Raw genomic sequence first — 25,178 nt, 5'->3', positions numbered from 1 at the left:
AGCCTGATCCAGACGAAAGACCCTAGGTGAGCACAAATGCCCGAAAAAGTGAGATTCCAGAGCACTGTCGGCCCTGAACTGGCCGGAGTGATCGACCATCCCGAGGGCGAGATCCGGGGCTGGGGGCTCTTCGTGCACGGATTCACCCTCGGCAAGGACTCACCCGCCGCCTCGCGCGTCAGCAAGCAGCTGGCACGCGAGGGGATCGGGATGCTGCGCTACGACAACCTCGGGATCGGCGACTCCGACGGCGACTGGGGAGACGGTTCCTTCACCATCAAGGTCCAGGACACGATCCGTGCGGTGACCCTGATGGCAGAGCGGGGAACTCCGGTGGAACTGCTGGTGGGGCACTCGTGGGGAGGCGCGGCGGTCCTCGCCGCAGCGGCCGGGGCAACCGGCGTCCGCGCGCTCGCCACCATCGGGGCGCCCATCGACCCCAGCCACGTCGAGCGGCAGTACGACGCGGTCGTGGACCGCGTCCTCAGCGAAGGGGAGCACGAGTGGTTCGTCGGCGGGCGGACCCTGGTCCTCAAGCGCGCCTTCGTCGAAGACGTCCAACAGGCTCACCTGCGCGACCGGATCAGCGAGTTGAACCTGCCGCTCCTCGTTCTGCATTCGCCCACCGACTCCACCGTCGACATCGACAACGCCGGAGAGATCTTCCGCGAGGCACGGCACCCGCGAAGCTTCGTCGCGCTCGAGGAAGCAGACCATCTCCTGACCGCACGAGGACAGGCGCAGCGAGCCGCCCACATCATCAGCGCCTGGGCCGACCAGTACATCCGGGCGTGAGGTGATGTCCGGTTCCGGCCGGTCGACTTCACCACATGCTCGACCTTGCGAAACACCCCGGGACAGCCCGGCCCGAGCCCCCACAGGACACGCCTGTCGGGGACTCGGGAAGGCACACGGCTCGGGATGAGCGGCCGTCAGCAGGACGCAGCCGTCAGATGGCCGCCTGGCGGTACTTGCGTACGGCCAGCGTGCGGAACACGGCGATGATCACCACCGACCAGATGACCGAGGCCCACACGGGGTGCTGCATCGGCCAGGCGTCCGACGGGGAGACACCGGGGTTCCCGAACAGCTCGCGGCACGCCTGGACGGTCGCGCTGAACGGGTTCCACTCGGCGATGGGCTGGAGCCAGCCCGCCATGTTCTCGGTGGGCACGAAGGCGTTCGAGATGAAGGTGACCGGGAACAGCCAGATGAGACCGCCCGAGGTGGCCGCTTCCGGGGTGCGCACGGACAGGCCGATCAGTGCGCCGATCCAGGAGAACGCGTAGCCGAGGAGGAGCAGCAGGGCGAAGGCCCCCAGAGCCTTCGGGATGCCCTCGTGGACGCGCCAGCCGACGAGCAGGGCGACGATCGTGAGCACGATGACGGTGAGCGTGGTCTGGACGAGGTCGGCGAGCGTACGTCCGGTGAGCACCGCACCGCGTGCCATGGGCAGGGAACGGAACCGGTCGATCAGCCCCTTGTGCATGTCGTCCGCGATCCCGGCGCCCGCGCCGGCCGTGGCGAAGGTGACCGTCTGGGCGAAGATCCCTGCCATCAGGAACTCGCGGTACTCGGCCGCGCTCGTGGAGCCGTCGACGACGAGCGACCCGCCGAAGACGTAGCTGAACAGCACGACGAACATGACCGGCTGGATGAGCCCGAAGAGAACCATCTCCGGGATCCGGCTCATCCGGATCAGGTTGCGACGGGCGATGACCAGGGAGTCGGCCACCGAACGGCCGATCGCCCCGCGGGACTTGAACGGTGCCGGGTCGCGCGTACCCGTGACGGTGGTCACTGCCCGTCCTCCTTCCGGCCCTCTGCGGCCTCGGTCGATGCGTTCTCGCCGTTCTTCTCCAGCTCGGCGGCGTGGCCGGTGAGCGAGATGAAGACGTCGTCGAGGGTGGGGCGGCGCAGGCCGATGTCGTCGATCTCCACGCCGTGGGTGTCGAGGTCGCGGATGACCTCCGCGAGCAGCTTGGCCCCGCCGGTGACCGGGACGGTCAGCTTGCGGGTGTGTTCGGCCACGGAGATCTCGCCCTTGCCGTACGTGGCGAGCACCGAGCGGGCGGGCCCGATCTGGTCGGGCTGGTGCACGACGACCTCGACGCGCTCGCCGCCGGTACGGGCCTTGAGCTGGTCGGAGGTGCCACGGGCGATGACCTTGCCGTGGTCGATGACGCAGATGTCGTGGGCGAGGTGGTCGGCCTCCTCCAGGTACTGCGTGGTCAGCAGCAGCGTCGTACCGCCCGCGACGAGCTCCTCGATGACCTCCCACAGCTGCTGCCGGTTCCGCGGGTCGAGCCCGGTGGTGGGCTCGTCCATGAACATCACCGGCGGCGAGACGACGAGCGCCGCCGCCAGGTCGAGGCGGCGGCGCATGCCTCCGGAGTACGTCTTCGCGGTGCGGTCGGCCGCGTCGGCGAGGTTGAACTTCTCCAGGAGCTCCCCGGCCCGCTTCTTCGCGTCGCGTGAGCTCATCTGGTAGAGCTGCCCGACCATCTGGAGGTTCTCGCGCCCCGTGAGGTATTCGTCGACGGCCGCGAACTGTCCGGAAAGGCCGATCGACCGGCGGACGGCGTCGGGATTCCGCAGGACGTCGATGCCGGCCACGACAGCCCGCCCGCTGTCCGGCTGGAGCAGGGTGGTCAGGACACGTACGGCGGTGGTCTTGCCCGCGCCGTTGGGTCCCAGCAGGCCGAGGACGGTGCCTTCGGGTACGTCGAGGTCGACGCCGTCCAGTGCTCGTACATCGCCGAAGGTCTTCACCAGACCTTCGGCGTAAATGGCGCCTGGCATACGGGATTCCCCCAGTTGCTTTCGCGTGAATTCCTGAGCGGATCGTAGAGTTCCCGACCCCTCGGAGGCGGGACATCGGAGTGTTCGGCGATGCACGGTAACGCGATACATCGCGACCCACAACAGGTTTCGTGAGGGGATCCCGCCGCTCAGGTCCTCACCAGGTACCCCGCGGCGCGCAGCGCGGCGGCGACCTCCTCGCAGTGCTCCGGGCCCTTGGTCTCCAGGTGGAGTTCCACTTCCGCCTCGGTGAGTCCGAGCCGGGGATCGGTCCGTACGTGGCTGATGTCGAGCACGTTGGCGTCGGCGACGGACAGCGTGGCGAGCATCGCGGCCAGCGCCCCCGGGCGGTCGGTGAGCCGCAGCCGCAGGCTGAGGTAGCGGCCCGCCGCGACCATGCCGTGCGTCAGGACGCGCTGCATCAGCAGGGGGTCCATGTTGCCGCCCGACAGCACCGCCACGACGGGCCCGCGGAACGACTCCGGATCGCTCAGCAGCGCCGCGACGGGGCTCGCGCCGGCGGGCTCGACGACCATCTTGGCCCGCTCCAGGCACAGCAGCAGCGCGCTGGAGAGCTCGTCCTCGGAGACGGTGCGGACCTCGTCCACCAGCTCCTGGACCAGCGGGAACGTGAGGTCGCCGGGCCGCCCCACCTTGATCCCGTCGGCCATGGTCTGCACCGAGCCGAGCGCCACCGGGTGCCCGGCGGACAGCGAGGGCGGGAAGGCGGCCGCGCCCGCGGCCTGGACACCGACGACACGGACGTCGGGGCGCAGCGCCTTCACCGCGACCGCGATCCCCGCGGCGAGCCCGCCCCCGCCGATACCGACGACGATCGTGCGGACCTCCGGGCACTGTTCGAGGATCTCCAGGCCCACGGTGCCCTGGCCCGCGATGATGTCCGGGTGGTCGAAGGGGTGGATGAAGACGGCTCCGGTCTCCTCGGCGTACGCCTGCGCGGCGGCGAGCGTCTCGTCGACGACTTGCCCCTCCAGCCGGACCTCCGCCCCGTACTCCCGGGTCGCGGCGACCTTCGGCAGGGGCGCGCCGACCGGCATGAAGACCGTGGAGCGTACGCCGAGCAGCGAAGAGGCGAGTGCGACACCCTGCGCATGGTTTCCGGCACTCGCGGCCACCACTCCGCTCGCCCGCTCGACGGGGCTGAGCCCGGCGATCCGCACGTACGCGCCGCGCAGTTTGAACGAGCCGGTGCGCTGGAGGTTCTCGCACTTGAAGTGGACCGGCGCCCCGACGAGGGAGCTGAGATGGCGGCTGCCCTCCATCCCGGTCGTTCTGGCCACCCCGGACAGCATCTTCTGCGCCCCTCGGATGTCGTCGAGGATCAGAGGAGGAAAGGGGCCTGACGTACGGAAGGTCATGACAGCAAGTCTTGCAGCTCGGGGCGGCCGGGGCCGTCGCATCTCATGGCGGCCTGCGGTGGTGTCCACAGGTTTGTGCAGCGCTGGTACACGTTGCCCCGTGGCCGCGTACTCTGTCCCCCACCCATCCGACACTCGCACGAAGAGAGCCCCCGGCCATGCCCCCTCAGGACATGACGACTGCTGCGTCTCCTTCCGGGGGCGCGACCCCCGGACATCCGGGAACGGACCACCTGCTCGACTCTCTCCAGCACCAGGTGGCGGTCTTCGCCCGCCGTGCCGAGCAGACCCGCCTCGGCGGTGTCGGCCAGGTCCGCAACTCTATGGACCGGGCGGCCTATCTGCTGCTCAACCGGCTCGACGTGGAAGGCCCCATGGGCGTCAAGGCGCTGGCCGCGGGCATGGGGATCGACTCCTCGACCGTGACCCGGCAGGTCGCGCCGCTCGTCGACACCGGACTGGTCAAGCGCACCTCGCATCCGGAGGACGGACGCGCCGTCGTGCTGCAGCTGTCGCCGCGCGGCCAGGCCCGTCTGGAGGAGGTCCGCGCCTCGCGGCGTGAGCTGATGTCCCAGGTGACCGGTGAATGGACCGAGGAGGAGCGCGACACCTTCTGCGCCCTGCTGACCCGGTTCAACGCGTCGCTGGCGGCCAGGCAGGCGGCGAGCCAGCCGGCGCAGGAGGGCTGACCGGGCCCTGCCGGTCTGTTCGGCGGCGTCATCGGATCTACGCTGGAAGTGCCTGCACTCGCGAGTCGAGGAGGCCCGCCATGACACGCAAGGTCGCCGACTGCCGTAAGTATCCGAGCGTCTCGAACTGCACACTCACCATTTCCGGTGAGGAGGACGAAGTCGTCCGCGCCGCCGCCGAGCACGCCGTCTCGGTCCACGAGCACACGGACAGCCCGGAGATGCGCGAGCAGATCCGCGCCTCCCTGGAGGACGAGAAGGCCGCTGTCTGACCGTCGGAACACGCCGTCCGGCGGCGGTCCTGGGGCTGCTGGTCTCGGCGGCCGCGCTGGAACCGGGCGCGCGGTCCGCCGAGGTGACGTCCACGGCCAGGTCCCTCGCCCTGCTCCGCGACCGCAAGGCACCGCGCGTCCCGTCGCAGGGCTCGTCGGTGGCGGCGCGTTACGGTGCCGCCGGGGCGAAGGGCGAGGCCAGGGCGGGGTTCCCGCACGCCCGGCGGGCGCTGGAGACCCTTCGTGGCACGCGGGGCCGGGGCATCGGGGAGGAGTCCGCCCGGCTGAACGTCCTGCTCGGCGTCATGAGCACGCTCCAGGACACCGGGCTTCTGTACAGGGCGGGCCCGAACGGCCTCCGCCTGGTGCAGAGCGGGGCGCGTGCGGTCCTGGAGGCCGGAGGCGTGGCGGCTGACCGGGGGCAGGACGCGCTCCGCACCAGGGACGAGGAGCTCAGGTCGCACGAGCTGCGGGCCGGCGGCAGCGAACCGATGTTCGCGGCCGCACTGTTCCTCGACCGGATCTGCTGACGCCCGTCCGGCGGCCGGGCCCTCCCCGCCGCCGGACGGTTCCGGCTGTCAGCCGAGGGCCTGCGTCAGGTCTGCGAGCAGGTCGTCGGCGTTCTCGATGCCGACGGACAGCCGGACCAGGTCGGCCGGGACCTCCAGCAGGGAACCGGCGGTGGACGCGTGCGTCATCCGGCCGGGGTGCTCGATCAGCGACTCCACACCACCGAGCGACTCACCGAGCGTGAAGAGCTTCGCGCGGTTGCAGACCTCGACCGCCGCCTCCTCGCCGCCCGCGACGCGGAACGAGACCATCCCGCCGAACGCCTTCATCTGCTTGGCGGCGACCTCGTGGCCCGGGTGCTCCGGCAGACCCGGGTAGAGGACCTGGGTCACCTTCGGGTGCCGGGTCAGCAGGTCGGCGACCTTGGTGGCGTTCTCGTCGTGACGGTCCATGCGGACCGCGAGGGTCTTGATGCCCCGCAGCACCAGCCACGCGTCGAACGGCCCGGCGACCGCGCCCATCGCGTTCTGGTGGTACGCCAGCTCATCGGCGAGCTCCGGGTCGCTGACGACGAGCGCGCCGCCGACGACGTCCGAGTGGCCGCCCATGTACTTCGTGGTGGAGTGCACCACGACGTCGGCGCCGAGCGAGAGCGGCTGCTGGAGGTACGGGCTCGCGAAGGTGTTGTCGACGACCAGGCGCACGCCGGCCTGCCGGGCCACCCCGGCGACGGCCGCGATGTCGGTGATGCCGAGCAGCGGGTTCGAGGGCGTCTCCACCCAGATCGCCTTGGTCCGCGGGGTGAGCGCCGCCCGCACCGCGCTCACGTCCGAGGTGTCGGCGACCGAGAACTCCACGCCCCAGCGCGAGGCGACCTTCGCGAACAGCCGGAAAGTGCCGCCGTAGGCGTCGTTCGGGATGACCACGTGGTCGCCGGGGGTCAGCAGCGTACGCAGGAGGCAGTCCTCCGCGGCGAGGCCCGACGCGAAGGCGAGGCCGCGGCGGCCGCCCTCCAGGGCCGCCAGGTTCTCCTCCAGTGCGGTGCGGGTGGGGTTGGCGCTGCGGCTGTACTCGTAACCGCCGCGCAGTCCGCCGACGCCGTCCTGCTTGTACGTGGACACCTGGTAGATCGGCGGGACCACGGCGCCGGTAAGGGGATCCGCCGTGTTGCCGGCGTGGATCGCAAGGGTCTCGAAGCTGTGCTGGTCGCTCATGGGGCCCGAGCGTAGTTCGTCAGGAGGGGAGTTACAGGCCACTCGCCGCCGGGTTACCCGTCCGGGGACAATGGACCGCATGGAGATTCTCTGGTTCCTGCTCGCCCTGTGCATGCTCGTAGCCGTCGTCGGCCCGATCATGCTGCGGCGCCGTGGCGGTATCCGCCAGGTCGCGCCCGGTTCGCCCGACGCCGCGGACCCGGACACGTACGGCTTCGCACGCCAGGAGGAGCTGGACATCCGGATGCCGGGGCCGGACCAGGACCTCCTGGACGTCCTCGATGTCGTCCAGGGGACCGGGAGCTGGCGGGCCGCCTCCCAGCTGCTGGCGGGCACGCCCAAGGAGAGCGAGATCCGCTGGCAGCGGGTCCAGGCGTTCGCCGGCGCGGCCTCCCTGGAGCTGGCCCAGCGGCCCGGTGCCGGCGGGGCGTGGCTGCGGTCGTGGCGGGCCGAGGCTCCGAAGGACGCGGGGGCGGCAGCGGTGCACGCGGAGTTCCTGGTGCAGCAGGCGTGGCGCACCGGCACCGTGGGCACCGACGACTTCCGGATCATCCTGGAGGAGGCCCGTACGGTCTGCGGCGAGGCGGCCCTGCTCGCCCCGGGCGACCCCGTCCCGTACATCGTGGAACTGGCCGTCGCGCGTGGACTGGGCTACTCCCACGAGCAGTTCGACCAGCTCTGGGTGAAGATCATCGACCGTGCCCCCGCGCACATGGGCGCCCACATCGCGGCCCTGCACTTCTGGTGCGAGAAGTGGCACGGCTCCCGCGAGGAGGCCGACCGCTTCGCGACGACGGCCGCCGCCCGCGCCCCGCAGGGCTCTCTGCTCGCCGCGCTGCCGCTGTTCGCGGTGTACGAGCACCTCCCCGAGGTCAATCTGGTGCAGGGCTTCTACCGCGGTGTCGTCGTGACGAAGGCGGTCGAGGGCGCGATGTTCGCGGTGCACTCGGCGCGCGCGGACGACCCGATGCTCGCCCACGTCCGGCACCTGCTGGTCCTCTTCCTGGTCCGCATGGAACGCTGGTCGGAGGCGATGCACCAGCTCGTCCACATCGACGGCCACGTGGGCGCGCTGCCCTGGACCCAGAACCCGGACCCGGCCGCCGAGTACACCGTGTACCGGGCCCTGGCCGTCGCGGGGTACGAGGCGAACGGCGGCAGCCCCGCGACGCTGCTCCACTGACCCGGCACACCCGCCCGACCGGATTGGACCGGCACACCCATGGCACGACTGATTCCGCTGATCCTGATAGCCCTCGCCGTCTGGTTCTGGCTGCGGGCGCGCAGGAAGACCGCCGCCTACATGGCCTCGTACGAGTCGCAGGCGGGCGGGGGCCGCGAGGGTGACGAGCGCCGCGATCCCCCGGCTCCCGCGGCCTGAGGCCCCGGAATCCACGGCGCCCCCGCGGCGTTGTACGGAGCGAACACCGACCCCGGAGGAGCCCCCGCATGTTCCTGACCCACCGCACCCCGCAGCTCCCCACCCCGGAGGAGGCCCTGCGTGGTCGCCCCACCCCCGAATTCACGGTGCCGTCCCGCCACACGGTCCTCGGCAACCCGCTGACCGGCCCGTATCCGCAGGGCCTGGAGGTCGCAGACTTCGCGCTGGGCTGTTTCTGGGGCGCCGAGCGCAAGTTCTGGCAGACCGAGGGCGTCTGGACGACGCTCGTCGGCTACCAGGGCGGCTACACCGAGAATCCCTCGTACGAGGAGACCTGCTCGGGTCTGACCGGCCACACGGAGGCCGTCCGCGTCGTCTTCGACCCGAAGGTCGTGAGCTACGCGGATCTGCTGAAGCTCTTCTGGGAGTCCCACAACCCGACCCAGGGCTTCCGCCAGGGCAACGACGTGGGCACGCAGTACCGCTCGGCCCTCTACACCCACTCCCCCGAGCAGGCGGAGGCCGCGGAGGCGTCCCGCGAGGCCTATCAGCAGGTGCTGACCGGCGCCGGCTTCAAGCAGATCACCACGGAGATCCTCCCGGCGGAGGGCCGCACCTTCTGGCCCGCCGAGGCGTACCACCAGCAGTACCTCGACAAGAACCCCGACGGCTACTGCGGCATCGGCGGGACGGGTGCCACCCTGGAGTCCCCGTCGGAGACCAACTGGGGCCGTGCCTGCCCGACGGGCATCGCCCCGGCTCCCGGCGCGTGAGCCGAGGCGTGACTCGATGATGTGGGCCCCGTGTCCGGCAGCTGCCGGACACGGGGCCCACATCGCTCCGGGGCAGGTCAGGAGGCGACGAAGCGTGCGATCTGGCCGAGCACGACGGTGTCCGCCAGGAATCCGATGTGGGTCTGGCAGAGCACGTTGTTGTTCGTCGCGCCGCTCAGCCGGGTGCTGGTGTACGGGATGATGACGCCGTCGCACGCCGAGTACCAGGTGGCGTACCTGGTGTCCCCCGGTGTCTCGTCACCCGCGGTGATCTGGGAGATGAAGGAGGAGCCCGGGTACATCTGCTGGCAGGTCGTGTAGATCAGACAGGCGCTCGCGAACGTGGTCCCGTGGTTCGCGCCGGCGATCGAGGCGAGGTGGCTGACGCTGGTGTTGCCGCCCAGCACCTTCAGGTAGTACTGGCTGACGAGACCGCCCATCGAGTGGTTGACGATCGCGACCTTGCTCGCCCCGGTCCGGGACTTCACGTTGTTGACGAAGGACGCGAGCCCCTGGGCGTTGGAGACGTTGTTGCCGTACGAGTCGTACTCGTAGGCGAAGAGCTTGGAGCTCGACCAGCCGTTGAGCTGGAAGACGCTCATGGCGGTGACCCAGTTGGACGCGTTGCCGGTGTACCCGTGGACGAAGACGACCGGTGTGCTGGTCGACAGCGGCGCCGCGGCCGTGCCGGCCGACCGCGCGGCGGGGGCGGCCTCGGCGGGGCGCGCCGCTTCGGCCGCGCCGGCCGTCGGGGCCGAGGAGAGAAGGGTGAGGGCGACCGCGGCGGACGCGAGAACGCCGAGAAGCCGGCGCGGGGAACGACGACGCATGGAGCACTCCTGACGGGGTTACGGGTGCCTGACGCGACCAGAGTGGCGGGCTGCGCGCGGCCCGCCATCGGCGAAATGACCGGCGACGGCCCACGTCCGGGGGGCAGTTGTCCTTCGTGATCGCTACTCTGTTCCCCCGCCCGGCTGCGGGCGAGGGAACACAGGGGTGGGGACATGCGCAGAGGAATCGCCGCACTCGCGGCAGTGGGGGTTGTGGGCACCGTCATGGTGGCGGCGCCGGCCGCACATGCGGAGGGCCGGGGCGACATCCGGGTCGTCAAGACGGTCGTGAACGCGGGCGGCAGTGTGATCGTCGGCGTCAAGAACGTGAAGCGGTTCCCGATCACCATGACGATCAAGGACAACTCGGGGGTGAAGGGGGTCTCGCACGTGTCCGCCTTCAACGCGTCCAACGGCCACGGGCCGGTGTCCTCCCTGGGCACGTCGTGCAAGAAGAGCAGCAGCACGACGTCCGTGTGCACGGCGACGATGGAGATCGACCCGTCGTGGATCGACTTCTACGGCAGCGGCAACGAGGGCTGGGACGCCAACGCGGTGGCCGGGACCTGGCAGGTCAACGCCACGGTGCAGGCCAACGACAAGGACTACTGGATCTCCGACCGCATCGCCACCTTCAGGGTGAAGCGCGCCGCGACCCTGACCACGGACGCGGCGCCCGAGCCGGTGAGGAAGGGCGGCACGCTCACCGTCACGGGCAAGCTGTCCCGGGCCAACTGGACGGACCTCAAGTACCACGGGTACACCAAGCAGGTGGTGAAGCTGCAGTACAAGAAGCCCGGCGGCGCCTACCACACGGTCAAGACGGCGACCACGGACAGCGCGGGCCGTCTCCGGACGACCGTGAAGGCCGCCTCGTCGGGCAGTTGGCGCTGGGCGTTCCTCGGTACGACGACGACCATGAAGGTCGTGTCCACCGGTGACGCGGTCACGGTGAAGTAGCCGGGTGCCGGCCGCCGCGGTCAGGCGGCGAGCCGCACCTCGACCGTGGAGGTCGGGGCGGGTGCGATCCGGCTCCGCCGGGCGGGCTGCTGCCCGGCCAGCTCCCGCTGGGCCAGGGACAGCACGTCGGTCAGCCCGAGGCCGAGCGAGCGGGCTGCCGCCGCGAGGACCTCGGACGACGCTTCCTTGCGGCCGCGCTCGATCTCGGAGAGGTACGGCACGGAGATCCGGGCGTCCTCGGCCACGTCCTTGAGCGTCCGCTCCTGGGCGGTGCGCTCGCGGCGCAGGACGTCACCGACGACGTCCCGCCAGAGAGGCTCCTTGGCGGCGGGAGCGGGACGCAGAGGAATGACGCGGGCGTGGTTCGGCGCGTTGCTGCTCATCGTCCCAGCCTAGGAACGAAGCGCCCGGCGCGGGAGGGGAAACCCTTCCGCGCCGGGCGGATCTGCTGTCGGCAGAAGAGCGGTTGGCGCGGGAGGCCGTCAGCCTCCGATGTTGCTCTGCGGGCCGGCGTACTCCTGGAGCAGCGCGGGGACGTCTGCGGCCGGGTCGAGCGTGTAGCCGTAGTGGTCGGACGGCTTGAAGGTCGTCCCGTTGGTCTGCTGCTTGCCGGTGCAGGAGACGCAGATGCTGCCGCTCTGGGTGAGGGACGCGGCCGTGGTGTCGATGTTGTACGGGTTGGCGACGTTGCGGTAGTAGGTGTTCTCGATGACGGTCTTCGAGGCTCCGCGCGAGAGGTTTCCGTACGACGTCACGTTCTGCATGTAGTTGTTGTAGAGGTGCGCGTAGGCGACGTTGTCGATGCTGGGGTTGCGCTGGTTGGTGTCGTGGATCCAGTTGTGGTGGATGGTCATCCTGGCGGTGACGTTGTCCGTCCAGCCGATACCGAAGGCCTTGTTCTGCTCGCCCATGACGTTCCAGGACACCGTGAGGTAGCTGGTGTCCTTACGGCTGTCGATGAGGCCGTCGTTCATCCGCTCGATGCGGTTGTGGTCGATCCAGATGTGGTCGGCGGTGTCCATCTGGATGCCGTCGTAGTCGTAGTCCTTGTCGTCGGGGTCGTCCTCGGTCATCCGGGTGTCGCGGATGGTGAGGTTGCGGATGATGACGTTGTGGACGCCCGTCCCGAGGAAGAAGCCGCCACCGACGATCTCGCCGGAGGTCCCGACGCCGACGAGGGTCTTGTCGGACTTCACGGGTATCTCATGCCCGTACGGGGTGACCGTGATCGCGGCGGCGACCTTGATGACGTAGGGCTCGGAGGCGGTGGCGTACTTCACCAGGTCCGCGTAGTTCTTGACGGTGACGGTCGTGCCGGCCGCCCCGCCCGTGGTGCCGCCTCCGGTGGACGCGAAACCGTCGGCCTTGTCCGACCAGGTGCGGCCTGCGGAGACCGGCGTGAAGGCCCACTGCTTGTTGCTGTTGGCGGTGCAGGTCTCCTGGATGATCGCCGTACCACTGGCCGTGGAGGCGTCCTTGTCACTGACGCAGAGACCGCTGTTGACGTTGACGATCTGGTACGTACCCGTACCGCTCGGCGTCAGCGTCCACTGCTGATTCGTCTGACCCGCGCACCCCCACTGCTGGAGCTGCACCCCGCTCACCTTCGAACCGTCCGGCACATCGACGCACTTACCGCTGCTCCGGTTCACCAGCCGGTACTTCCCCGACCCGTCCGCCGCCAGCGTGAACTGCTGCCACGCCGCACCCTCCGTACATCCCCACTGCTGCAACAACGCACCGTTCGCCGTCGACGCACCGGGCACATCGATGCACTTCCCGCTCTTCTTCACCGCCAGCTGATAGGCCTCACCGGCCGCGGGCAGCGTCGCCGCACCCGCGGGTGAGACCAGACCACCGGCCAGGACGCCGCCGACGGCCAGGAGCAGTGCTGTCAGCAGGGCTCCGAGTCCCAGGGTTTTCCGCTTGTTCCTGTGTGTTCCGCGCATGTGTGTGCTCGTTCCTCTCGTACGTGTGCGGGGTCGTCGGTGTGAGGGGGCCGCCTCAGCGCACCGGATTCCAGCCGTCCGTGCCGGCCAGGTACTTCTGCGGGGTGTAGTTCGCCGCCTGGGCGTCCGTCAGCTGCGGACGGTTTCCGTTGACGGTCGCGCCGGCACCGGTGTTGCGGTATTCGGAGAACCGGGCGTTCTTCCAGGAGTTGGAGGACATGTCCGTCCACGGCTGTGCGGTCGCCAGTGCCGAGGAGAGCGAGGTCTCCCGGTACAGGACCTGGGCGTCGGCCCGCCATGGACGGCCCAGCTGGGTGGTGTTCGACACGGCGCCCGTCACGGTGGACCGGTAGAAGAGGAAGCCGTACGCCTTCTCGGCGGGGGTGCTGGCCGCCGTGATCGGGCCGCCGGTGTTGCGCTTCTCGTGGATGGTGCAGGCGTGGAAGACGGCGGTGCCGCCGCCGTAGACGAAGTCCACGGTGCCCTCGATGTACGAGTCCACGACGTAGGCGCGCGTCTTGTTGTTGACCAGGAAGGTGTCCTGGTCCCCGAGGAGCCGTACGTCGTCCAGGACGGCCTTGTCCGCGTCCAGGTAGAGGGCGAGGGCCTGGTCGCCGGTGTCGGAGGTGTTCTCGTCGAAGTCGTTGGACAGCGTGAGGCCGGTGGCGTCGAAGTCGTGGCCGAGCGCGACGAGGGTGGCGGAGCCCGCGGTGCCGTAGTCGCCCGCGTTGCGGTTGTTGACGATGACGACGTCGTCCGGTGAGTCGCCGAGGCCCTTCAGGGTGATGAAGGGCTTGTCCGCGGGGATGGTGACCTGCTCGCGGTAGGTGCCGGGCTTGATGGTGATGGTGACCCGGCTCGCGTTGCCGCTGCCGACGGCGTTCACGGCGGCCTGGACGGTGCGGTAGGTGCCGGTGCCGTCCGCGGCGACGGTGGCGGGACCGGAGGCGCCGACGGGGTTGAACGCCCACTGCTTGTTGCTGTTGGCGGTGCAGGTCTCCTGGATGATCGCCGCACCGCTCGCCGTGGACGCGTCCTTGTCACTGACGCAGAGACCGCTGTTGACGTTGACGATCTGGTACGTACCCGTACCGCTCGGCGTCAGCGTCCACTGCTGGTTCGTCTGACCCGCGCACCCCCACTGCTGGAGCTGTACCCCGCTCACCTTCGAACCGTCCGGCACATCGACGCACTTACCGCTGCTCCGGTTCACCAGCCGGTACTTCCCCGACCCGTCCGCCGCCAGCGTGAACTGCTGCCACGCCGCACCCTCCGTACATCCCCACTGCTGCAACAACGCACCGTTCGCCGTCGACGCACCGGGCACATCGATGCACTTCCCGCTCTTCTTCACCGCCAGCTGGTACACCTCGCCCGCTGCGGGGAGCGCCGCCGCCCCCGCCGGTGAGACCAGACCACCGGCCAGGACACCCCCCGCCACGATCGCGACGGCCAGGGCGCGTCGTCTCCTGTTCGGTTTCTCGGTCATCGTTCGCTCCTTCGGATAGGCCGGTGGGTGCGGTGCTGTGAGCCGCAGTGCCCAGGTAGATGCGCGGGGCGCGTGCGGATGACAGAAATCCGGAAGAAACTTTTCCGGGCCGGAGGGCGGGCCTCCGTGGGGCGGGTGTGGCGCGCGTGACGTGAGCGGCGGTACGGCAACTTCTTTACGGGCCCTCACCGTTGTGCCACGATGCGTGCCTCTGGGCCCCGGGCCGGTACGGCCGCTTCCACGGGGACGCCGGTGACCGGCCCCGAAGCGAGTGAGGAGCCGTGACGGGATGACGGACAGCGGGACCGGCCGGGCGGTGCGCGACACCGCGACGCTCGTGGATGAGGCCCGGCGCGGCGACACCCGGGCCATGGAGGAACTGCTGGCCGCACACCTGCCGTTGGTATACGGAATCGTCGGCCGGGCGCTCAACGGCCACGCCGATGTGGACGACCTCGTGCAGGAGGTGATGCTGCGCGTCGTCCGCGCGCTGCCGTCCCTGCGGGAGCCCGACAGATTCCGCTCGTGGGCCGTGGCCATCGCCTACCGGGAAATCCAGCAGTACCAGCGGCGCACGGCCCGCGACCGGTTCCAGGGGCACGAGGTGGAGGACGCCGCGGACCCGCTCACCGACTTCGCCGAGCGCACCGTCGCCGAGCTCGAACTCAGCGGCCAGCGCAGGGATCTGGCGCGCGCGGCACGCTGGCTGGACGCCGAGGACCGGCGGCTGCTCGCCCTGTGGTGGGAGGAGGAGGCGGGCAGGATCGCCCGGGCGGACGTGGCCCGCGCCCTCGGCCTGAACGCGCGGCACACCGCGGTCCGGGTGCGGCGCATGAAGCTGCGGCTGGAGGAGGCCCGTACGGTGGTCCGCGCCCTGGCCGTCGCACCGCGCTGTCCGGGACTGGCCGATGCGGCGCAGGGCTGGGACGGCGGCACGGGCGCGCTCTGGCGCAAGCGGCTGACCCGCCATGTGCGGAGCTGCCCGCAGTGCGGTGCGCAGGGCACCGGCCTGGTCCCGCCGGAGAAGCTGCTGCCCGGGCTCGGCCTGATCCCGGTGCCCGGAGGGCTGGTGGACGGGGTACGTCACGCCGCCGAGGCGGCGTCCCTGCTCGGGCAGACGGCCACCGGCGGGATCCGTGGCCTGCTGCACCATGCCACGGCCAAGTCGGTCACGGCGACGGCGGCCGTGCTCGCGGTCGTCACCGGGGCGCTGACGTATCCGGTGTGGCACTCCCCCGCCCCTTCCCCGTCCTCGGCGCCGCCCGCCGCGAGCCGTTCCGCCCAGCCGGTGGCCACGGCCGCCGCCCGGCCCTCCCGGACGCCTACGGCCTCCGCCTCACCGTCCGCTTCCCCGACAGCGGTCGCCGCGCCGCGGACGGGTGCCGCGATCGGCGTGACCGGCGCCGACGTCTATATCGCGCCCGACGGGTCGGACGACGGGGACGGCAGCCGAGGGCGGCCCTTCGCCACGCTCGGCAAGGCGGCGTCCGTGGTCCGCCCCGGGCAGACGATCGCGATGCGCGGCGGGACCTACCGCCCCGCCGAGGGGGCCTCCCTCACCACCGACGGCACGGCGGGGCGCCGGATCACGCTCAGCAACTACCGGGGCGAGCGGCCCGTCATCGACGCGTCCGGGCTTCCGGACGGCACCTGGGCCGTCACCCAGGAGGCGGACAACTGGACCGTGCAGGGGCTGGAGATCCGCGGCTCGGCCAGCCACGCGTATGTCTGCCGGAGCTGCCGGAACACGGTCTTCCGGGGCCTCTCCCTCCACGACAACGCGGAGTCCGGGCTCACCCTGCGCGATGCCGGCACCGAGAACAACACGGTGCTGGACAGCGACTTCTACGCCAACGGCCCCGGTGAGGCGGGCGGAGTCGGTCTGGCCGTCAAATTCGGCTCCGGAGGTGGGAACACGGTCCGTGGCTGCCGCGCTTTCGGCAACGGGGCCGACGGGATCGATCTCGGCGGCTTCACCAGCCCGGTGACGGTGCGCTCCACCTGGTCCTACCGCAACGGCAACGGGTTCACCCTGGGCGGCGGCCACACCTCGGCCTCCGTCGCGCACGTGCTCACCGACGACGCGGCCTGGGACAACGCCGGGCTGGGCTTCAACGACGAGGGGAACGGCGGCGCGATCCGCCTCACCCGCAACACCGCCTACCGCAACGGCACGGGTTTCTATCTGGCCACCGCCGCCGCCGTGCTGACCTCCAACGCGGCGGTGGACAGCGGCGACGGGCCGGACACCGTGCTCGCGGAGTCCTCCCGGTCCGAGGGCAACACCTGGGACGGCGGGAGCGGTGGCGCGCCGGTGTTCACGACCACCGACCCGTCGACCGCCGAGGCGCGGCGCGCGGCCGACGCGACGCTGCCCAGGACCTCGTTCCTGCGCACGTCCGGAAGCGCGCCGGGGGCCCGCATGGCGCCGGTGGGTGAGACATCCTGATGGGAGGACGTCCGCACAGGGTCCGCACAGGGGGAGTCAGGAACCGATGACGACGAACGAGGACGACAGACATCTCACCGCCCTGCGCGGCCGGCCCTGGTTCGCCGCCAACGAGCTGCTCGCGTTCGTGCTCGAAATCGTCGCGATCGGCGCTCTCGCCCGGTGGGGCTTCACTGCTCCGGAGGGCACGGCGGCGTCGGTGGCCCTGGGGATCGGCGCGCCGGTGGCGGCCGTCGTGCTGTGGGGCCTGTTCGCCGCTCCGCGCGCCCGTATCCCGCTGCCGCTCGCGGGTGTGCTGGCGGTGAAGACCGTGGTCCTCGGCGGCGGCGCCGCGGCGGTGTACGGGACGGGCCACCCGGTGGCTGCCGTCGTCCTCGCCGCGGTGCTGGTGGCGAACACCGGCTGCGCGGAGTACTTCCGGCGCAGGTGACGCCCGCCGTCGGGGGTCCGGGGCTCGCCGCCCCGGCCCCCGGTCAGGCAGGGTCAGATCAGGCCCTGCGCCAGCATCGCGTCCGCGACGAGCTCGAAGCCCGCGATGTTCGCGCCCACCACGTAGTTGCCCGGGCTGCCGTACTTCTCGGCCGTCGTGTGGCAGGAGTCGTGGATGTGGCGCATGATCTCCGCCAGCCGCTCCTCGGTGTGGGAGAAGGTCCAGGAGTCGCGTGAGGCGTTCTGCTGCATCTCCAGCGCGCTGGTGGCCACTCCGCCGGCGTTGGCCGCCTTGCCGGGGGCGAAGGCGACGCCCGCGTCCTGGAGGATGCGGACGGCGTCGGGGGTGGTGGGCATGTTGGCGCCCTCGGCGACCGCCTTGACCCCGTTGCGTACGAGGGCGAGGGCGTCGGTCTCGTGGAGTTCGTTCTGGGTGGCGCAGGGCAGGGCCACGTCCACGGGGACGCTCCAGACGCCGGTGCCCTCGACGTACCGCACGTGGTCGCCGCGCCGCTCGGCGTACTCGGAGATGCGGCCGCGGCCCGTCTCCTTGATCTCCTTGAGCAGGTCGAGGTCGATGCCCTTCTCGTCCACCACGTAGCCGCCCGAGTCGGAGCAGGTCACGACGGTCGCGCCGAGCTGCTGGGCCTTCTCGATGGCGTAGATGGCCACGTTGCCGGAGCCGGACACGGCGATGCGCTGGCCGTCGAGCGACTCGCCGCGCACGCGCAGCATTTCGGCGGTGAACAGGACGCAGCCGTAGCCGGTGGCCTCGGTGCGTGCCTGGGCGCCTCCCCAGCCGAGGCCCTTTCCGGTGAGCACGCCGGACTCGTAGCGGTTGGTGATCCGCTTGTACTGGCCGAAGAGGTAACCGATCTCCCGGCCGCCGACGCCGATGTCACCGGCGGGGACGTCGGTGTACTCGCCCAGGTGGCGGTGGAGTTCCGTCATGAACGACTGGCAGAACCGCATCACCTCGGCGTCGGACCGGCCCTTGGGGTCGAAGTCCGCGCCGCCCTTGCCGCCGCCGATCGGCATGCCGGTGAGGGCGTTCTTGAAGATCTGCTCGAAGCCGAGGAACTTCACGATGCCGAGGTTGACGGAGGGGTGGAAGCGCAGCCCGCCCTTGTACGGGCCGAGCGAGCTGGAGAACTCGACGCGGAAGCCGCGGTTGACGTGGATGTCGCCGGCGTCGTCCGACCACGGCACCCGGAAGATGAGCTGGCGTTCGGGCTCGCAGACACGCTCGATGATGCGGGCGTCGACGAACTCCGGTCGCTTCGCCAGCACGGGGCCCAGGGTTTCGAGGACCTCGCGCACCGCCTGGTGGAACTCGCCCTCGCCCTGGTTGCGTCGCAGGATCTCCGCGTAGAGCGGCTCGATGACACGGTTCTCGGCGGTACGCGGGGTGAGGGAGTCGGAGCTGGCCGGCATCTGATCAAGACCTTCCGTGGGTGGGCTCTTGCGCGTCGGCGCTCCCTGTCCCCGGAGGCGCCACCGGCCCGTGGGGGCCGTTGCACCCGGCAAGTCTCGCAGCGCGGCCCCGCCGCGCCCCGGCGACATCCACATAGTGGCCACGCCAGTTCGTCCTGCTGCGGGCCCTTCTGCACCCGTACACCCCGCTCCCGCCGGAGCGGAGGGCCCGTACGGCGCCCGCGTCGCGGGGCCGTACGGGTGGCGAACCTCACAGCCGGAGGAGGACGGCCGTGAGGTCCGCGCCGCCGCGGATCAGGCCGTCGCGTTCTCCGTCACGGTGACCTTTCCCTTGCGGATGGTCGCCACCCGGGGCGCCTTGCGGGCGAGGGAGCTGTCGTGGGTGACCATCACGAAGGTCAGTCCGTGCTCCTTCCACAGTCCGTCGAGCAGCTCCATGATCTCGTCGCGCATGGACTCGTCGAGGTTGCCGGTCGGTTCGTCGGCGAGCAGCACCTTGGGCCGCTTCACCAGGGCCCGGGCGATCGCGACGCGCTGCTGCTGACCGCCGGACATCTCGCTCGGCAGGTGGGTGGGCCGGTCGCCGAGGCCCACCGACTCCAGCGCTTCGGCGGCGCGTTCGCGACGGGTCCTCGCACCGAGGCCGAGGGGGACGAGGGCGGTCTCGACGTTCTCCTGGGCGGTGAGCGTCGGGATCAGGTTGAAGCTCTGGAAGACGAACCCGATGGACTCGGCCCGGACCTTGGTCAGCCGGGACTCGGGGAGCTTGGCCAGGTCGACACCGTCGAGCTCGATGGTGCCGGAGGTGGGCCGGTCGAGCCCGCCGAGCATCTGGAGGAGGGTGGACTTGCCTCCGCCGGTCGGGCCCTGGATGACGAGCCTTCCGCCGTCCTCGATGGTCAGATCGACACCGGCGAGCGCGTCGACGGGATTCTTGCCGCGCATGTAGCGCTTGGTGACGCCCTTGAGCTGGTACACGTGTGGACTCCTGCTGTACGTACGGGAGGGGTGGGGCCGGGGGGAGCTAGGCGACGCGGCGCAGGGCGTCGGCCGGCCGGAGCCGGGAGGCGCGCCAGCCGCCGAAGGCCCCGGCGATCAGTCCGCCCGCCACCGCCAGGGCGACGGCCACGAGGATCGTGGTGAGGGAGACGGGCGCGGTCAGCGCGATGTCCAGGGTCTTGGACGCGGTCTGACGGCCGGGGCCGCCACCGCCCATCGGACCTCCGCCGCCCATGCCGCCCCCGCCGGTGGAACCGAGCTGGGCGCTGAGGGTGGGGCTGATGGCGGTCACGACGTAGGCGCCGGCGACTCCGACGGCGATACCGAGGACTCCGCCCATCAGGCCGTTGACGAGGGCTTCGCCGATGACCTGGCCGGTGACGCGTCCGCTCTTCCAGCCGAGTGCCTTGAGTGTGCCGAACTCCCGCACGCGCCGGCTGACCGCGGAGGAGGTCAGCAGGCCCGCGACGAGGAAGGCGGCGATCAGGACCGCGATGGAGAGCCACTTGCCGACGCTGGAGGCCAGGTCGGAGGCGGTGGAGAGGGAGCCGGAGACCGTGTCGGCGAGGTCGGCGGACGTGGTGACCGTCGTGCCGGAGATGTTCTTCTGGATGGCGGCCTTGACGGTGTCGATCTGCTGCGAGTCCGCGGCCTGGACGTAGACCGTGGTGACCTTGTCCTTGGAGTCGGAGACGGTCTGCGCCTGCTTCAGCGGGATGTAGACGTTGGCGGCCGCGTCACCGCTGTCCGCGGTGGAGACGCCGACGATCGTGTACTTCGTGCCGGAGATGGTGACGGTCTTGTCGACCGCGAGTTCCTTCTCCTTGGCGTAGGCGGAGTCGACTATCGCGACCTTGGCGTCGGTCTCGGCGGCCTTGAACGTACGGCCCTTGGTGATCTTCGACGAGGTCAGCGGGCCGAGGTTCTGCTGGGTGACGTCGGTGCCGTACACGGTGAAGGAGTTGACGTCGAAGGATGCTCCGCCGCCCTCGACCCGGCCCTGCGGCTGGCCACCGCCGCCGCCCTGGCCACCGCCGGGTCCGCTCTGTCCCGCGCTCTCGTCCTGCTTGAACTCGCCGCGCTTGAACTGGCCGTCGACCTTCATCACCGAGAGGCTCAGCCCGCCGACGGCGTCCGCCACACCCTCCTGCTCGCCGACCTTGTCGACGGTGCTGGAGGCCAGCGTCTGGAAGCCCTGGACCATGACGCGGTCCGTGCTCTGGGTGGCGTCCTCGTCCTCCTTGGCGTCGAAGTTGAACCTGGGCCGCTCGGTGCCCCCGGACCCCTGGGCTGCGGCGGCCTTGGTCACCGTCATGTCCGTGCCCAGGCCGTACAGCGATTCGAGGACCTTGTCCTGGGCCTTGCTCATGCCCGAGGAGACCGAACTGACGATGATGACCAGCGCAATGCCGAGGGCGAGCCCCGAGGCGACGACGAGCGCCGCCTTTCTGCGGCGGCGCAGCTCGCGCCGGAGGTAGGTGAAGAACATGGCGCGAAGATATGGAGCGGGCGTGATGAGGAGTTAAGTCTCCGATGAGAGCAGCATGAGAACACTGCCGACGCGCATACGTGCCCGGCGCGCGCACGTGCCCGCACACGCCGAAGGCGGCGGCGCCCGGAAGGATCCGGGTGCCGCCGCCTTCGGAGGGGAAGAGGCGCGGTCAGGAGGTCAGGCGGCGTTCGCCGTCCACTCCGACCAGCTCATGTTCCAGCCGTTGAGGCCGTTGTCGGGAGCGATGGTCTTGTCCGGGGAGTTCTTGACGATGACCACGTCGCCGATCATGGAGTTGTCGTACAGCCAGGCGGCCGGGGTGTTGGGGTCGTCCGCGCCCTGGGTGTCGGACAGGCCGACGCAGCCGTGGCTGGTGTTCGCGCTGCCGAAGATCGACTTGGCGCCCCAGTAGTTGCCGTGGATGAAGGTGCCCGACGTGGACAGCCGCATGGCGTGCGGCACGTCCTTGATGTCGTACTCGCCCTTGCCGTCGTCGTCCGTGAAGCCGACCGTCGAACCGTCCATGCGGGTCTCCTTGAACTTCTCGGAGATCACCATCTGGCCGTTGTACGTCGGGTTGTCGGAGGAACCGGCGGAGATCGGGATGGTCTTCACCGTCTTGCCGTCCCGGGTGACCGTCATGGTGTGCGCCTTGGCGTCCACGGTGGAGACCTGGTTGCGGCCGACCTTGAAGGTGACCGTCTTCTGCTGCACGCCCACGACACCGTCGGCGCCCTCGACGCCGTCCAGCGCCAGCTTCAGCGTGACGGTGGAGCCGCCCTGCCAGTAGTCCTCGGGGCGCAGGTCGAGGCGCTGGTTGTTGAACCAGTGGCCGACGACTTCCTGGCCGCTGCTCGACGTCACCTTGATGCCGTCCTGGACGGCCTTCTTGTTGGTGATCGCCTTGTTGAAGTTGATCGAGACCGGCATGCCCACACCGACGGTGGAACCGTCCTCGGGGGTGAAGTTCCCGATGAAGCTGTTCTCGGGGGAGACCGTGGTGAAGGAGCTGTTGCCGTGCGCCTCACGGCCGTCGGAGTCGGCCGCCGTCGCGCTGATCTTGTACGTCGTCGAGCGCTCGAGCTGGCCGGCGGGCTTCCAGCTGGAGCCGTCGGCCGCCAGGGTGCCCTCGACGGCTTCGCCCTCGGCCGTGGTCATGGTGACCTCGGTCAGCTTGCCCTTGGCGACGGTGACCATCGCGGCGTTGTTGATGCTCGCGTTCGTCGCACCGTTCTTCGGCGCGATCGTTATCTGCGCCTCGGAAGCGTCCTTCGCCGCCGCCTCGTCCACCTGCGCCTGTGACGACTTCGAGCTGTCGGAGCTCGCGCCCGAGTTCGTACCGCCGTCGTCGCTGCAGGCAGAAAGCACCAGCACGCCACCGAGCAGTGCGGACGCGGCCATGAGGCCCCTGCGCCGCTTGCTGTCCGTCATCACACGCTTCTCCATCGTTGCCGATTCCCCAAGATCCCCGGACAGGGTCGCCCGACGGCGACTCCCCGTCAATGTTCCAAGAACACCGTGACCGGGTCTTCCGTTCCACATCCGCCGTGGATGTGGGGAACAACACTCATCGACGCTCCCAGGGCCACGGCGGTTCCCGCCACCTGTGAGGAGTGCCTCGCCGACGTCAGCGTTCCGTATTCCCGCCGCCTTCTTCGTCGTCCGTGTCATTGTCCTCGATCCCGTAGTACGCCTCGTCCCCGTCCTCTCCGGCGGCCCAGTCCTCGGCGTCGGGGTCGTAGTCGATCGTCTCGCTGCTCCAGGAGGCCTGGGCGAGCTCGACCCCGGGCACCTGGCTGATCAGATCGAACGGGTCGATCAGCGAGGCGAGGGCCTCCGCTGCGTCTTCCCTGACCGTCTCCTCAGCATGCGTACGTTCCTCGGCGGACTCGTCGGCGGACGCCCCGGACGCGGTGAAATCCGCGGCGATGCTCTCCAGGGCGGTGCCGGTCAGGGCGTCCGCGTCGCTGACCTCCAGCACCATCTCCACGCGAAGCCGAACAAATGAGGGTGTCTCCGAAGTGCTCATACGCCGGAGCGTAAGGCTCCCGGGACCTGTGGCTTTCCACCGACCCGCTGCTTTGCTTAGCATCGGCCCACGGGGCTAACTGATGGTTGTCGCAAGGGGATCGATTCTGTGTCCATCGCTCGTCGCACGCTGCTGACCACCACAGCGGCAGGCACCCTGCTCTGTGCTCTCTGGTTCGTCCCCTCCGCCAACGCGAGCGGCGGGACAGACACGCGGAGCGGTACGGCCGGCTCGTCCGCCGGTACCTCCACCGAGACCCGACAGGCCTCCGCCACGGCGGAGTTCACCTCCGGGGACACGCTCGCCGACACCGGGGCGGGCGTCGACACGACTCCCTACCTGATCGGCGGGACGGCCTCCCTGTGCGTCGGCGCGGGGTTCGTCGTGTACTCGGTGCGCCGGGGCGGCACACTGCGCACCGGCCTCTGAGGTACGTGAGGGCTGCCGCGCCCCGCGGGGTGCGGCAGCCCTCACGCGTACGCCCTCAGGCCAGCGGCCCGGTCACCGCCTCCACGGCCGTGACCAGCTTCCCCTCCCGCACGAAGGCGTCGGCGGCGGCCAGGTCAGGGGCGAGGAAGCGGTCGGGGCCCGGGCCCTGGACCCCGGCGGCGCGCAGTGCCGCGATGACGGCCTGAGAGGCGGGCCCGGGGGTCAGCCCCTCGGCGGCGCGCAGCTCGACGGCGCGCGTGGCGGCGTACAGCTCGACGGCCACGATCCTCGCGAGACCGGTGACGGCGGTACGGAGCTTCCGCGCGGCCGACCAGCCCATGGAGACGTGGTCCTCCTGCATCGCGGAGGACGGGATCGAGTCGACGGACGCCGGTACGGCGAGCCGCTTCAGCTCGCTGACCAGGGCGGCCTGCGTGTACTGGGCGATCATCAGCCCCGAGTCCACCCCTGCGTCGCCGGCGAGGAACGGCGGAAGGCCGTGCGAGCGGTTCTTGTCCAGCAGCCGGTCCGTGCGGCGCTCGGTGATCGATCCGAGGTCGGCGGCGACGATGGCCAGGAAGTCGAGGACGTACGCGACGGGGGCGCCGTGGAAGTTCCCGTTCGACTCCACCCGCCCGTCCGGAAGCACGACCGGGTTGTCGACCGCCGAGGCCAGCTCACGGTCCGCGACGAGCGCCCCGTGCGTGAGTGTGTCGCGCCCGGCCCCGTTGACCTGGGGCGCGCAGCGCACGGAGTAGGCGTCCTGTACCCGGGGGGCGTCGTCCTGATGGTGGCCCGTGAGGCCCGACCCTTCGAGCACCCGCAGCATGTTGTCGGCGGAGACGCCCTGGCCGGGGTGCGGGCGGATGGCGTGCAGCTCCGGGGCGAGGACCCGGTCGGTGCCGAGGAGCGCCTCCAAGGAGAGCGCGGCGGTGATGTCCGCGCTGGTGTAGAGGTTCTTCAGGTCCGCCAGGGCCATCACGAGCATGCCGAGCATGCCGTCGGTGCCGTTGAGGAGGGCGAGGCCCTCCTTCTCGCGCAGCTCGACGGGGGTGATGCCGTGCGCGGCGAGGAGTTCGCCGGCCGGCCGCACGGTGCCGTCGGGGCCCTCCGCGTCGCCCTCCCCCATCAGGGTCAGGGCGCAGTGCGAGAGCGGGGCGAGGTCGCCGGAGCAGCCGAGCGAGCCGTATTCGTGGACGACTGGCGTGATGCCCGCGTTGAGCACGTCTGCCATGGTCTGCGCGACCTCGGGGCGTACGCCGGTGTGACCGGAGGCGAGCGTCTTCAGCCGCAGGAACATCAAGGCGCGGACGACCTCGCGCTCGACGTGGGGGCCCATGCCCGCCGCGTGCGAGCGGACGATGTTGCGCTGCAGCTGCGCCCGCAGACCGGGGCTGATGTGCCGGCTGGCCAGGGCCCCGAAGCCGGTGGAGACGCCGTAGACCGGCTCGGGCTTGGCGGCGAGGGCGTCGACGATCTCCCGTGCTGCGGAGAGCGCCTCGACGGCGGCTGCGGAGAGCTCGACCCGGGCACCCTGACGGGCCACGGCGACGACGTCCTCCGCGGTCGTTCCGGACGTCCCCACCACGACTGTATGCATATCCATATTCAGAAGCGTACGGACTGAAACTCGCCATGTCACCAGTGGTCGCGCGGTTGACCCCTTACG

The 25,178-nt window shown here is 70.5% G+C and carries 25 protein-coding genes; 11 read left to right on the top strand and 14 right to left on the bottom strand.

The features are described from left to right. Positions 1-36 precede the first annotated feature (36 nt). On the top strand, positions 37-795 hold the full coding sequence (locus OG379_RS24505) for an alpha/beta hydrolase family protein (RefSeq protein ID WP_405665168.1): 759 nt from the start codon (positions 37-39) through the stop codon (positions 793-795). A 154-nt stretch (positions 796-949) separates the two neighbouring features. Here OG379_RS24505 and OG379_RS24500 read toward each other — a convergent pair whose 3' ends face one another. From OG379_RS24500 to ilvA, 3 genes are all read right to left on the bottom strand, one after another. Next, positions 950-1,801 (bottom strand): ABC transporter permease, encoded by an 852-nt coding sequence (locus OG379_RS24500; protein WP_393764757.1) that lies wholly within the window; start codon positions 1,799-1,801, stop codon positions 950-952. Beyond that, positions 1,798-2,802: an ATP-binding cassette domain-containing protein gene (locus OG379_RS24495; RefSeq protein WP_405665166.1), complete on the bottom strand. Its 1,005-nt coding sequence runs from the start codon at positions 2,800-2,802 to the stop codon at positions 1,798-1,800. Before OG379_RS24495 ends, OG379_RS24500 begins: the two co-directional genes overlap by 4 nt. 149 nt (positions 2,803-2,951) lie before the next feature. Next, positions 2,952-4,181, bottom strand: coding sequence for a threonine ammonia-lyase (gene ilvA / locus OG379_RS24490; RefSeq protein ID WP_393764753.1), 1,230 nt, complete (start codon positions 4,179-4,181; stop codon positions 2,952-2,954). Positions 4,182-4,339: 158 nt separating this feature from the next. Here ilvA and OG379_RS24485 point away from each other — a divergent pair, with 158 nt between their 5' ends. The 3 genes from OG379_RS24485 to OG379_RS24475 all read left to right on the top strand — a co-directional run bounded on the left by OG379_RS24485 (position 4,340) and on the right by OG379_RS24475 (position 5,672). After that, complete coding sequence (locus OG379_RS24485) at positions 4,340-4,870, top strand: MarR family winged helix-turn-helix transcriptional regulator (protein ID WP_393764751.1); 531 nt, start codon at positions 4,340-4,342, stop codon at positions 4,868-4,870. Positions 4,871-4,950: 80 nt separating this feature from the next. Next, a complete protein-coding gene (locus tag OG379_RS24480) occupies positions 4,951-5,142 on the top strand; it encodes a DUF1059 domain-containing protein (protein WP_393764749.1) in 192 nt (63 codons plus the stop codon). Further along, entirely contained in the window at positions 5,139-5,672 is a 534-nt protein-coding gene (locus OG379_RS24475) for a triphosphoribosyl-dephospho-CoA synthase (RefSeq protein ID WP_405668627.1), read from the top strand. The genes OG379_RS24480 and OG379_RS24475 overlap by 4 nt, the downstream gene beginning before the upstream one ends. 48 nt (positions 5,673-5,720) lie before the next feature. On the opposite strand, the gene OG379_RS24470 is transcribed toward OG379_RS24475, so the two are convergent. Beyond that, positions 5,721-6,866, bottom strand: a complete 1,146-nt coding sequence (locus OG379_RS24470; RefSeq protein ID WP_393764747.1) for a cystathionine gamma-synthase — start codon at positions 6,864-6,866, stop codon at positions 5,721-5,723. 79 nt (positions 6,867-6,945) lie between these two features. On the opposite strand from OG379_RS24470, the gene OG379_RS24465 reads away from it, so the two are divergent. From OG379_RS24465 to msrA, 3 genes are all read left to right on the top strand, one after another. After that, the gene (locus tag OG379_RS24465) at positions 6,946-8,049 is read left to right on the top strand and encodes a hypothetical protein (RefSeq protein ID WP_393764745.1); all 1,104 of its coding nucleotides are present in this window, start codon (positions 6,946-6,948) and stop codon (positions 8,047-8,049) included. A 39-nt stretch (positions 8,050-8,088) separates the two neighbouring features. Further along, positions 8,089-8,247, top strand: coding sequence for a hypothetical protein (locus tag OG379_RS24460; RefSeq protein ID WP_393764743.1), 159 nt, complete (start codon positions 8,089-8,091; stop codon positions 8,245-8,247). Positions 8,248-8,315: 68 nt separating this feature from the next. Continuing rightward, entirely contained in the window at positions 8,316-9,020 is a 705-nt protein-coding gene (gene msrA, locus OG379_RS24455) for a peptide-methionine (S)-S-oxide reductase MsrA (protein WP_362940682.1), read from the top strand. 77 nt (positions 9,021-9,097) lie between these two features. Here msrA and OG379_RS24450 read toward each other — a convergent pair whose 3' ends face one another. After that, positions 9,098-9,850 (bottom strand): esterase/lipase family protein, encoded by a 753-nt coding sequence (locus OG379_RS24450; RefSeq protein ID WP_405665165.1) that lies wholly within the window; start codon positions 9,848-9,850, stop codon positions 9,098-9,100. A 174-nt stretch (positions 9,851-10,024) separates the two neighbouring features. Here OG379_RS24450 and OG379_RS24445 point away from each other — a divergent pair, with 174 nt between their 5' ends. Beyond that, positions 10,025-10,810: a hypothetical protein gene (locus OG379_RS24445; RefSeq protein WP_405665164.1), complete on the top strand. Its 786-nt coding sequence runs from the start codon at positions 10,025-10,027 to the stop codon at positions 10,808-10,810. Between the two features lie 20 nt (positions 10,811-10,830). Here OG379_RS24445 and OG379_RS24440 read toward each other — a convergent pair whose 3' ends face one another. The 3 genes from OG379_RS24440 to OG379_RS24430 all read right to left on the bottom strand — a co-directional run bounded on the left by OG379_RS24440 (position 10,831) and on the right by OG379_RS24430 (position 14,248). Next, positions 10,831-11,193: a helix-turn-helix domain-containing protein gene (locus tag OG379_RS24440; RefSeq protein ID WP_405665163.1), complete on the bottom strand. Its 363-nt coding sequence runs from the start codon at positions 11,191-11,193 to the stop codon at positions 10,831-10,833. Positions 11,194-11,292: 99 nt separating this feature from the next. Beyond that, complete coding sequence (locus OG379_RS24435; protein WP_405665162.1) at positions 11,293-12,759, bottom strand: RICIN domain-containing protein; 1,467 nt, start codon at positions 12,757-12,759, stop codon at positions 11,293-11,295. Positions 12,760-12,814: 55 nt separating this feature from the next. After that, entirely contained in the window at positions 12,815-14,248 is a 1,434-nt protein-coding gene (locus OG379_RS24430) for a pectinesterase family protein (protein ID WP_405665161.1), read from the bottom strand. 289 nt (positions 14,249-14,537) lie between these two features. Here OG379_RS24430 and OG379_RS24425 point away from each other — a divergent pair, with 289 nt between their 5' ends. Then, positions 14,538-16,697: a sigma-70 family RNA polymerase sigma factor gene (locus tag OG379_RS24425; protein ID WP_405665160.1), complete on the top strand. Its 2,160-nt coding sequence runs from the start codon at positions 14,538-14,540 to the stop codon at positions 16,695-16,697. A gap of 46 nt (positions 16,698-16,743) precedes the next feature. Further along, complete coding sequence (locus OG379_RS24420; RefSeq protein WP_405665159.1) at positions 16,744-17,127, top strand: YrdB family protein; 384 nt, start codon at positions 16,744-16,746, stop codon at positions 17,125-17,127. A 53-nt stretch (positions 17,128-17,180) separates the two neighbouring features. On the opposite strand, the gene gdhA is transcribed toward OG379_RS24420, so the two are convergent. The 5 genes from gdhA to OG379_RS24395 form a co-directional block, all read right to left on the bottom strand. Then, on the bottom strand, positions 17,181-18,560 hold the full coding sequence (gene gdhA / locus OG379_RS24415; protein ID WP_405665158.1) for an NADP-specific glutamate dehydrogenase: 1,380 nt from the start codon (positions 18,558-18,560) through the stop codon (positions 17,181-17,183). A gap of 294 nt (positions 18,561-18,854) precedes the next feature. Beyond that, positions 18,855-19,538, bottom strand: a complete 684-nt coding sequence (locus tag OG379_RS24410; protein ID WP_393764727.1) for an ABC transporter ATP-binding protein — start codon at positions 19,536-19,538, stop codon at positions 18,855-18,857. Between the two features lie 46 nt (positions 19,539-19,584). Next, on the bottom strand, positions 19,585-21,048 hold the full coding sequence (locus OG379_RS24405) for an ABC transporter permease (protein ID WP_405665157.1): 1,464 nt from the start codon (positions 21,046-21,048) through the stop codon (positions 19,585-19,587). 180 nt (positions 21,049-21,228) lie between these two features. Further along, on the bottom strand, positions 21,229-22,497 hold the full coding sequence (locus tag OG379_RS24400; protein WP_405665156.1) for an Ig-like domain-containing protein: 1,269 nt from the start codon (positions 22,495-22,497) through the stop codon (positions 21,229-21,231). A gap of 181 nt (positions 22,498-22,678) precedes the next feature. Next, positions 22,679-23,080, bottom strand: a complete 402-nt coding sequence (locus OG379_RS24395; RefSeq protein WP_393764721.1) for a hypothetical protein — start codon at positions 23,078-23,080, stop codon at positions 22,679-22,681. 108 nt (positions 23,081-23,188) lie between these two features. On the opposite strand from OG379_RS24395, the gene OG379_RS24390 reads away from it, so the two are divergent. Continuing rightward, on the top strand, positions 23,189-23,509 hold the full coding sequence (locus OG379_RS24390; RefSeq protein ID WP_405665155.1) for a hypothetical protein: 321 nt from the start codon (positions 23,189-23,191) through the stop codon (positions 23,507-23,509). A 55-nt stretch (positions 23,510-23,564) separates the two neighbouring features. Here OG379_RS24390 and hutH read toward each other — a convergent pair whose 3' ends face one another. Next, the gene (hutH, locus tag OG379_RS24385; RefSeq protein ID WP_405665154.1) at positions 23,565-25,115 is read right to left on the bottom strand and encodes a histidine ammonia-lyase; all 1,551 of its coding nucleotides are present in this window, start codon (positions 25,113-25,115) and stop codon (positions 23,565-23,567) included. Positions 25,116-25,178: the final 63 nt, after the last annotated feature.

Source organism: Streptomyces sp. NBC_01166, assembly GCF_045039765.1.
Lineage (GTDB): Bacteria > Actinomycetota > Actinomycetes > Streptomycetales > Streptomycetaceae > Streptomyces.
This window is presented reverse-complemented; position numbering and strand designations above follow the sequence as displayed.

Coding starts and splice junctions, on each gene's coding strand:
- OG379_RS24435 (WP_405665162.1), bottom strand. CDS start 12,759: ATGCGCGGAACACACAGGAACAAGCGGAAAACCCTGGGACTCGGAGCC.
- OG379_RS24430 (WP_405665161.1), bottom strand. CDS start 14,248: ATGACCGAGAAACCGAACAGGAGACGACGCGCCCTGGCCGTCGCGATC.
- OG379_RS24440 (WP_405665163.1), bottom strand. CDS start 11,193: ATGAGCAGCAACGCGCCGAACCACGCCCGCGTCATTCCTCTGCGTCCC.
- OG379_RS24400 (WP_405665156.1), bottom strand. CDS start 22,497: ATGGAGAAGCGTGTGATGACGGACAGCAAGCGGCGCAGGGGCCTCATG.
- OG379_RS24485 (WP_393764751.1), top strand. CDS start 4,340: ATGCCCCCTCAGGACATGACGACTGCTGCGTCTCCTTCCGGGGGCGCG.
- OG379_RS24420 (WP_405665159.1), top strand. CDS start 16,744: ATGACGACGAACGAGGACGACAGACATCTCACCGCCCTGCGCGGCCGG.
- OG379_RS24470 (WP_393764747.1), bottom strand. CDS start 6,866: ATGAGCGACCAGCACAGCTTCGAGACCCTTGCGATCCACGCCGGCAAC.
- OG379_RS24425 (WP_405665160.1), top strand. CDS start 14,538: ATGACGGACAGCGGGACCGGCCGGGCGGTGCGCGACACCGCGACGCTC.
- ilvA (WP_393764753.1), bottom strand. CDS start 4,181: ATGACCTTCCGTACGTCAGGCCCCTTTCCTCCTCTGATCCTCGACGAC.
- gdhA (WP_405665158.1), bottom strand. CDS start 18,560: ATGCCGGCCAGCTCCGACTCCCTCACCCCGCGTACCGCCGAGAACCGT.
- OG379_RS24445 (WP_405665164.1), top strand. CDS start 10,025: ATGCGCAGAGGAATCGCCGCACTCGCGGCAGTGGGGGTTGTGGGCACC.
- OG379_RS24395 (WP_393764721.1), bottom strand. CDS start 23,080: ATGAGCACTTCGGAGACACCCTCATTTGTTCGGCTTCGCGTGGAGATG.
- OG379_RS24495 (WP_405665166.1), bottom strand. CDS start 2,802: ATGCCAGGCGCCATTTACGCCGAAGGTCTGGTGAAGACCTTCGGCGAT.
- OG379_RS24505 (WP_405665168.1), top strand. CDS start 37: ATGCCCGAAAAAGTGAGATTCCAGAGCACTGTCGGCCCTGAACTGGCC.
- msrA (WP_362940682.1), top strand. CDS start 8,316: ATGTTCCTGACCCACCGCACCCCGCAGCTCCCCACCCCGGAGGAGGCC.
- OG379_RS24405 (WP_405665157.1), bottom strand. CDS start 21,048: ATGTTCTTCACCTACCTCCGGCGCGAGCTGCGCCGCCGCAGAAAGGCG.
- OG379_RS24480 (WP_393764749.1), top strand. CDS start 4,951: ATGACACGCAAGGTCGCCGACTGCCGTAAGTATCCGAGCGTCTCGAAC.
- OG379_RS24465 (WP_393764745.1), top strand. CDS start 6,946: ATGGAGATTCTCTGGTTCCTGCTCGCCCTGTGCATGCTCGTAGCCGTC.
- hutH (WP_405665154.1), bottom strand. CDS start 25,115: ATGGATATGCATACAGTCGTGGTGGGGACGTCCGGAACGACCGCGGAG.
- OG379_RS24460 (WP_393764743.1), top strand. CDS start 8,089: ATGGCACGACTGATTCCGCTGATCCTGATAGCCCTCGCCGTCTGGTTC.
- OG379_RS24450 (WP_405665165.1), bottom strand. CDS start 9,850: ATGCGTCGTCGTTCCCCGCGCCGGCTTCTCGGCGTTCTCGCGTCCGCC.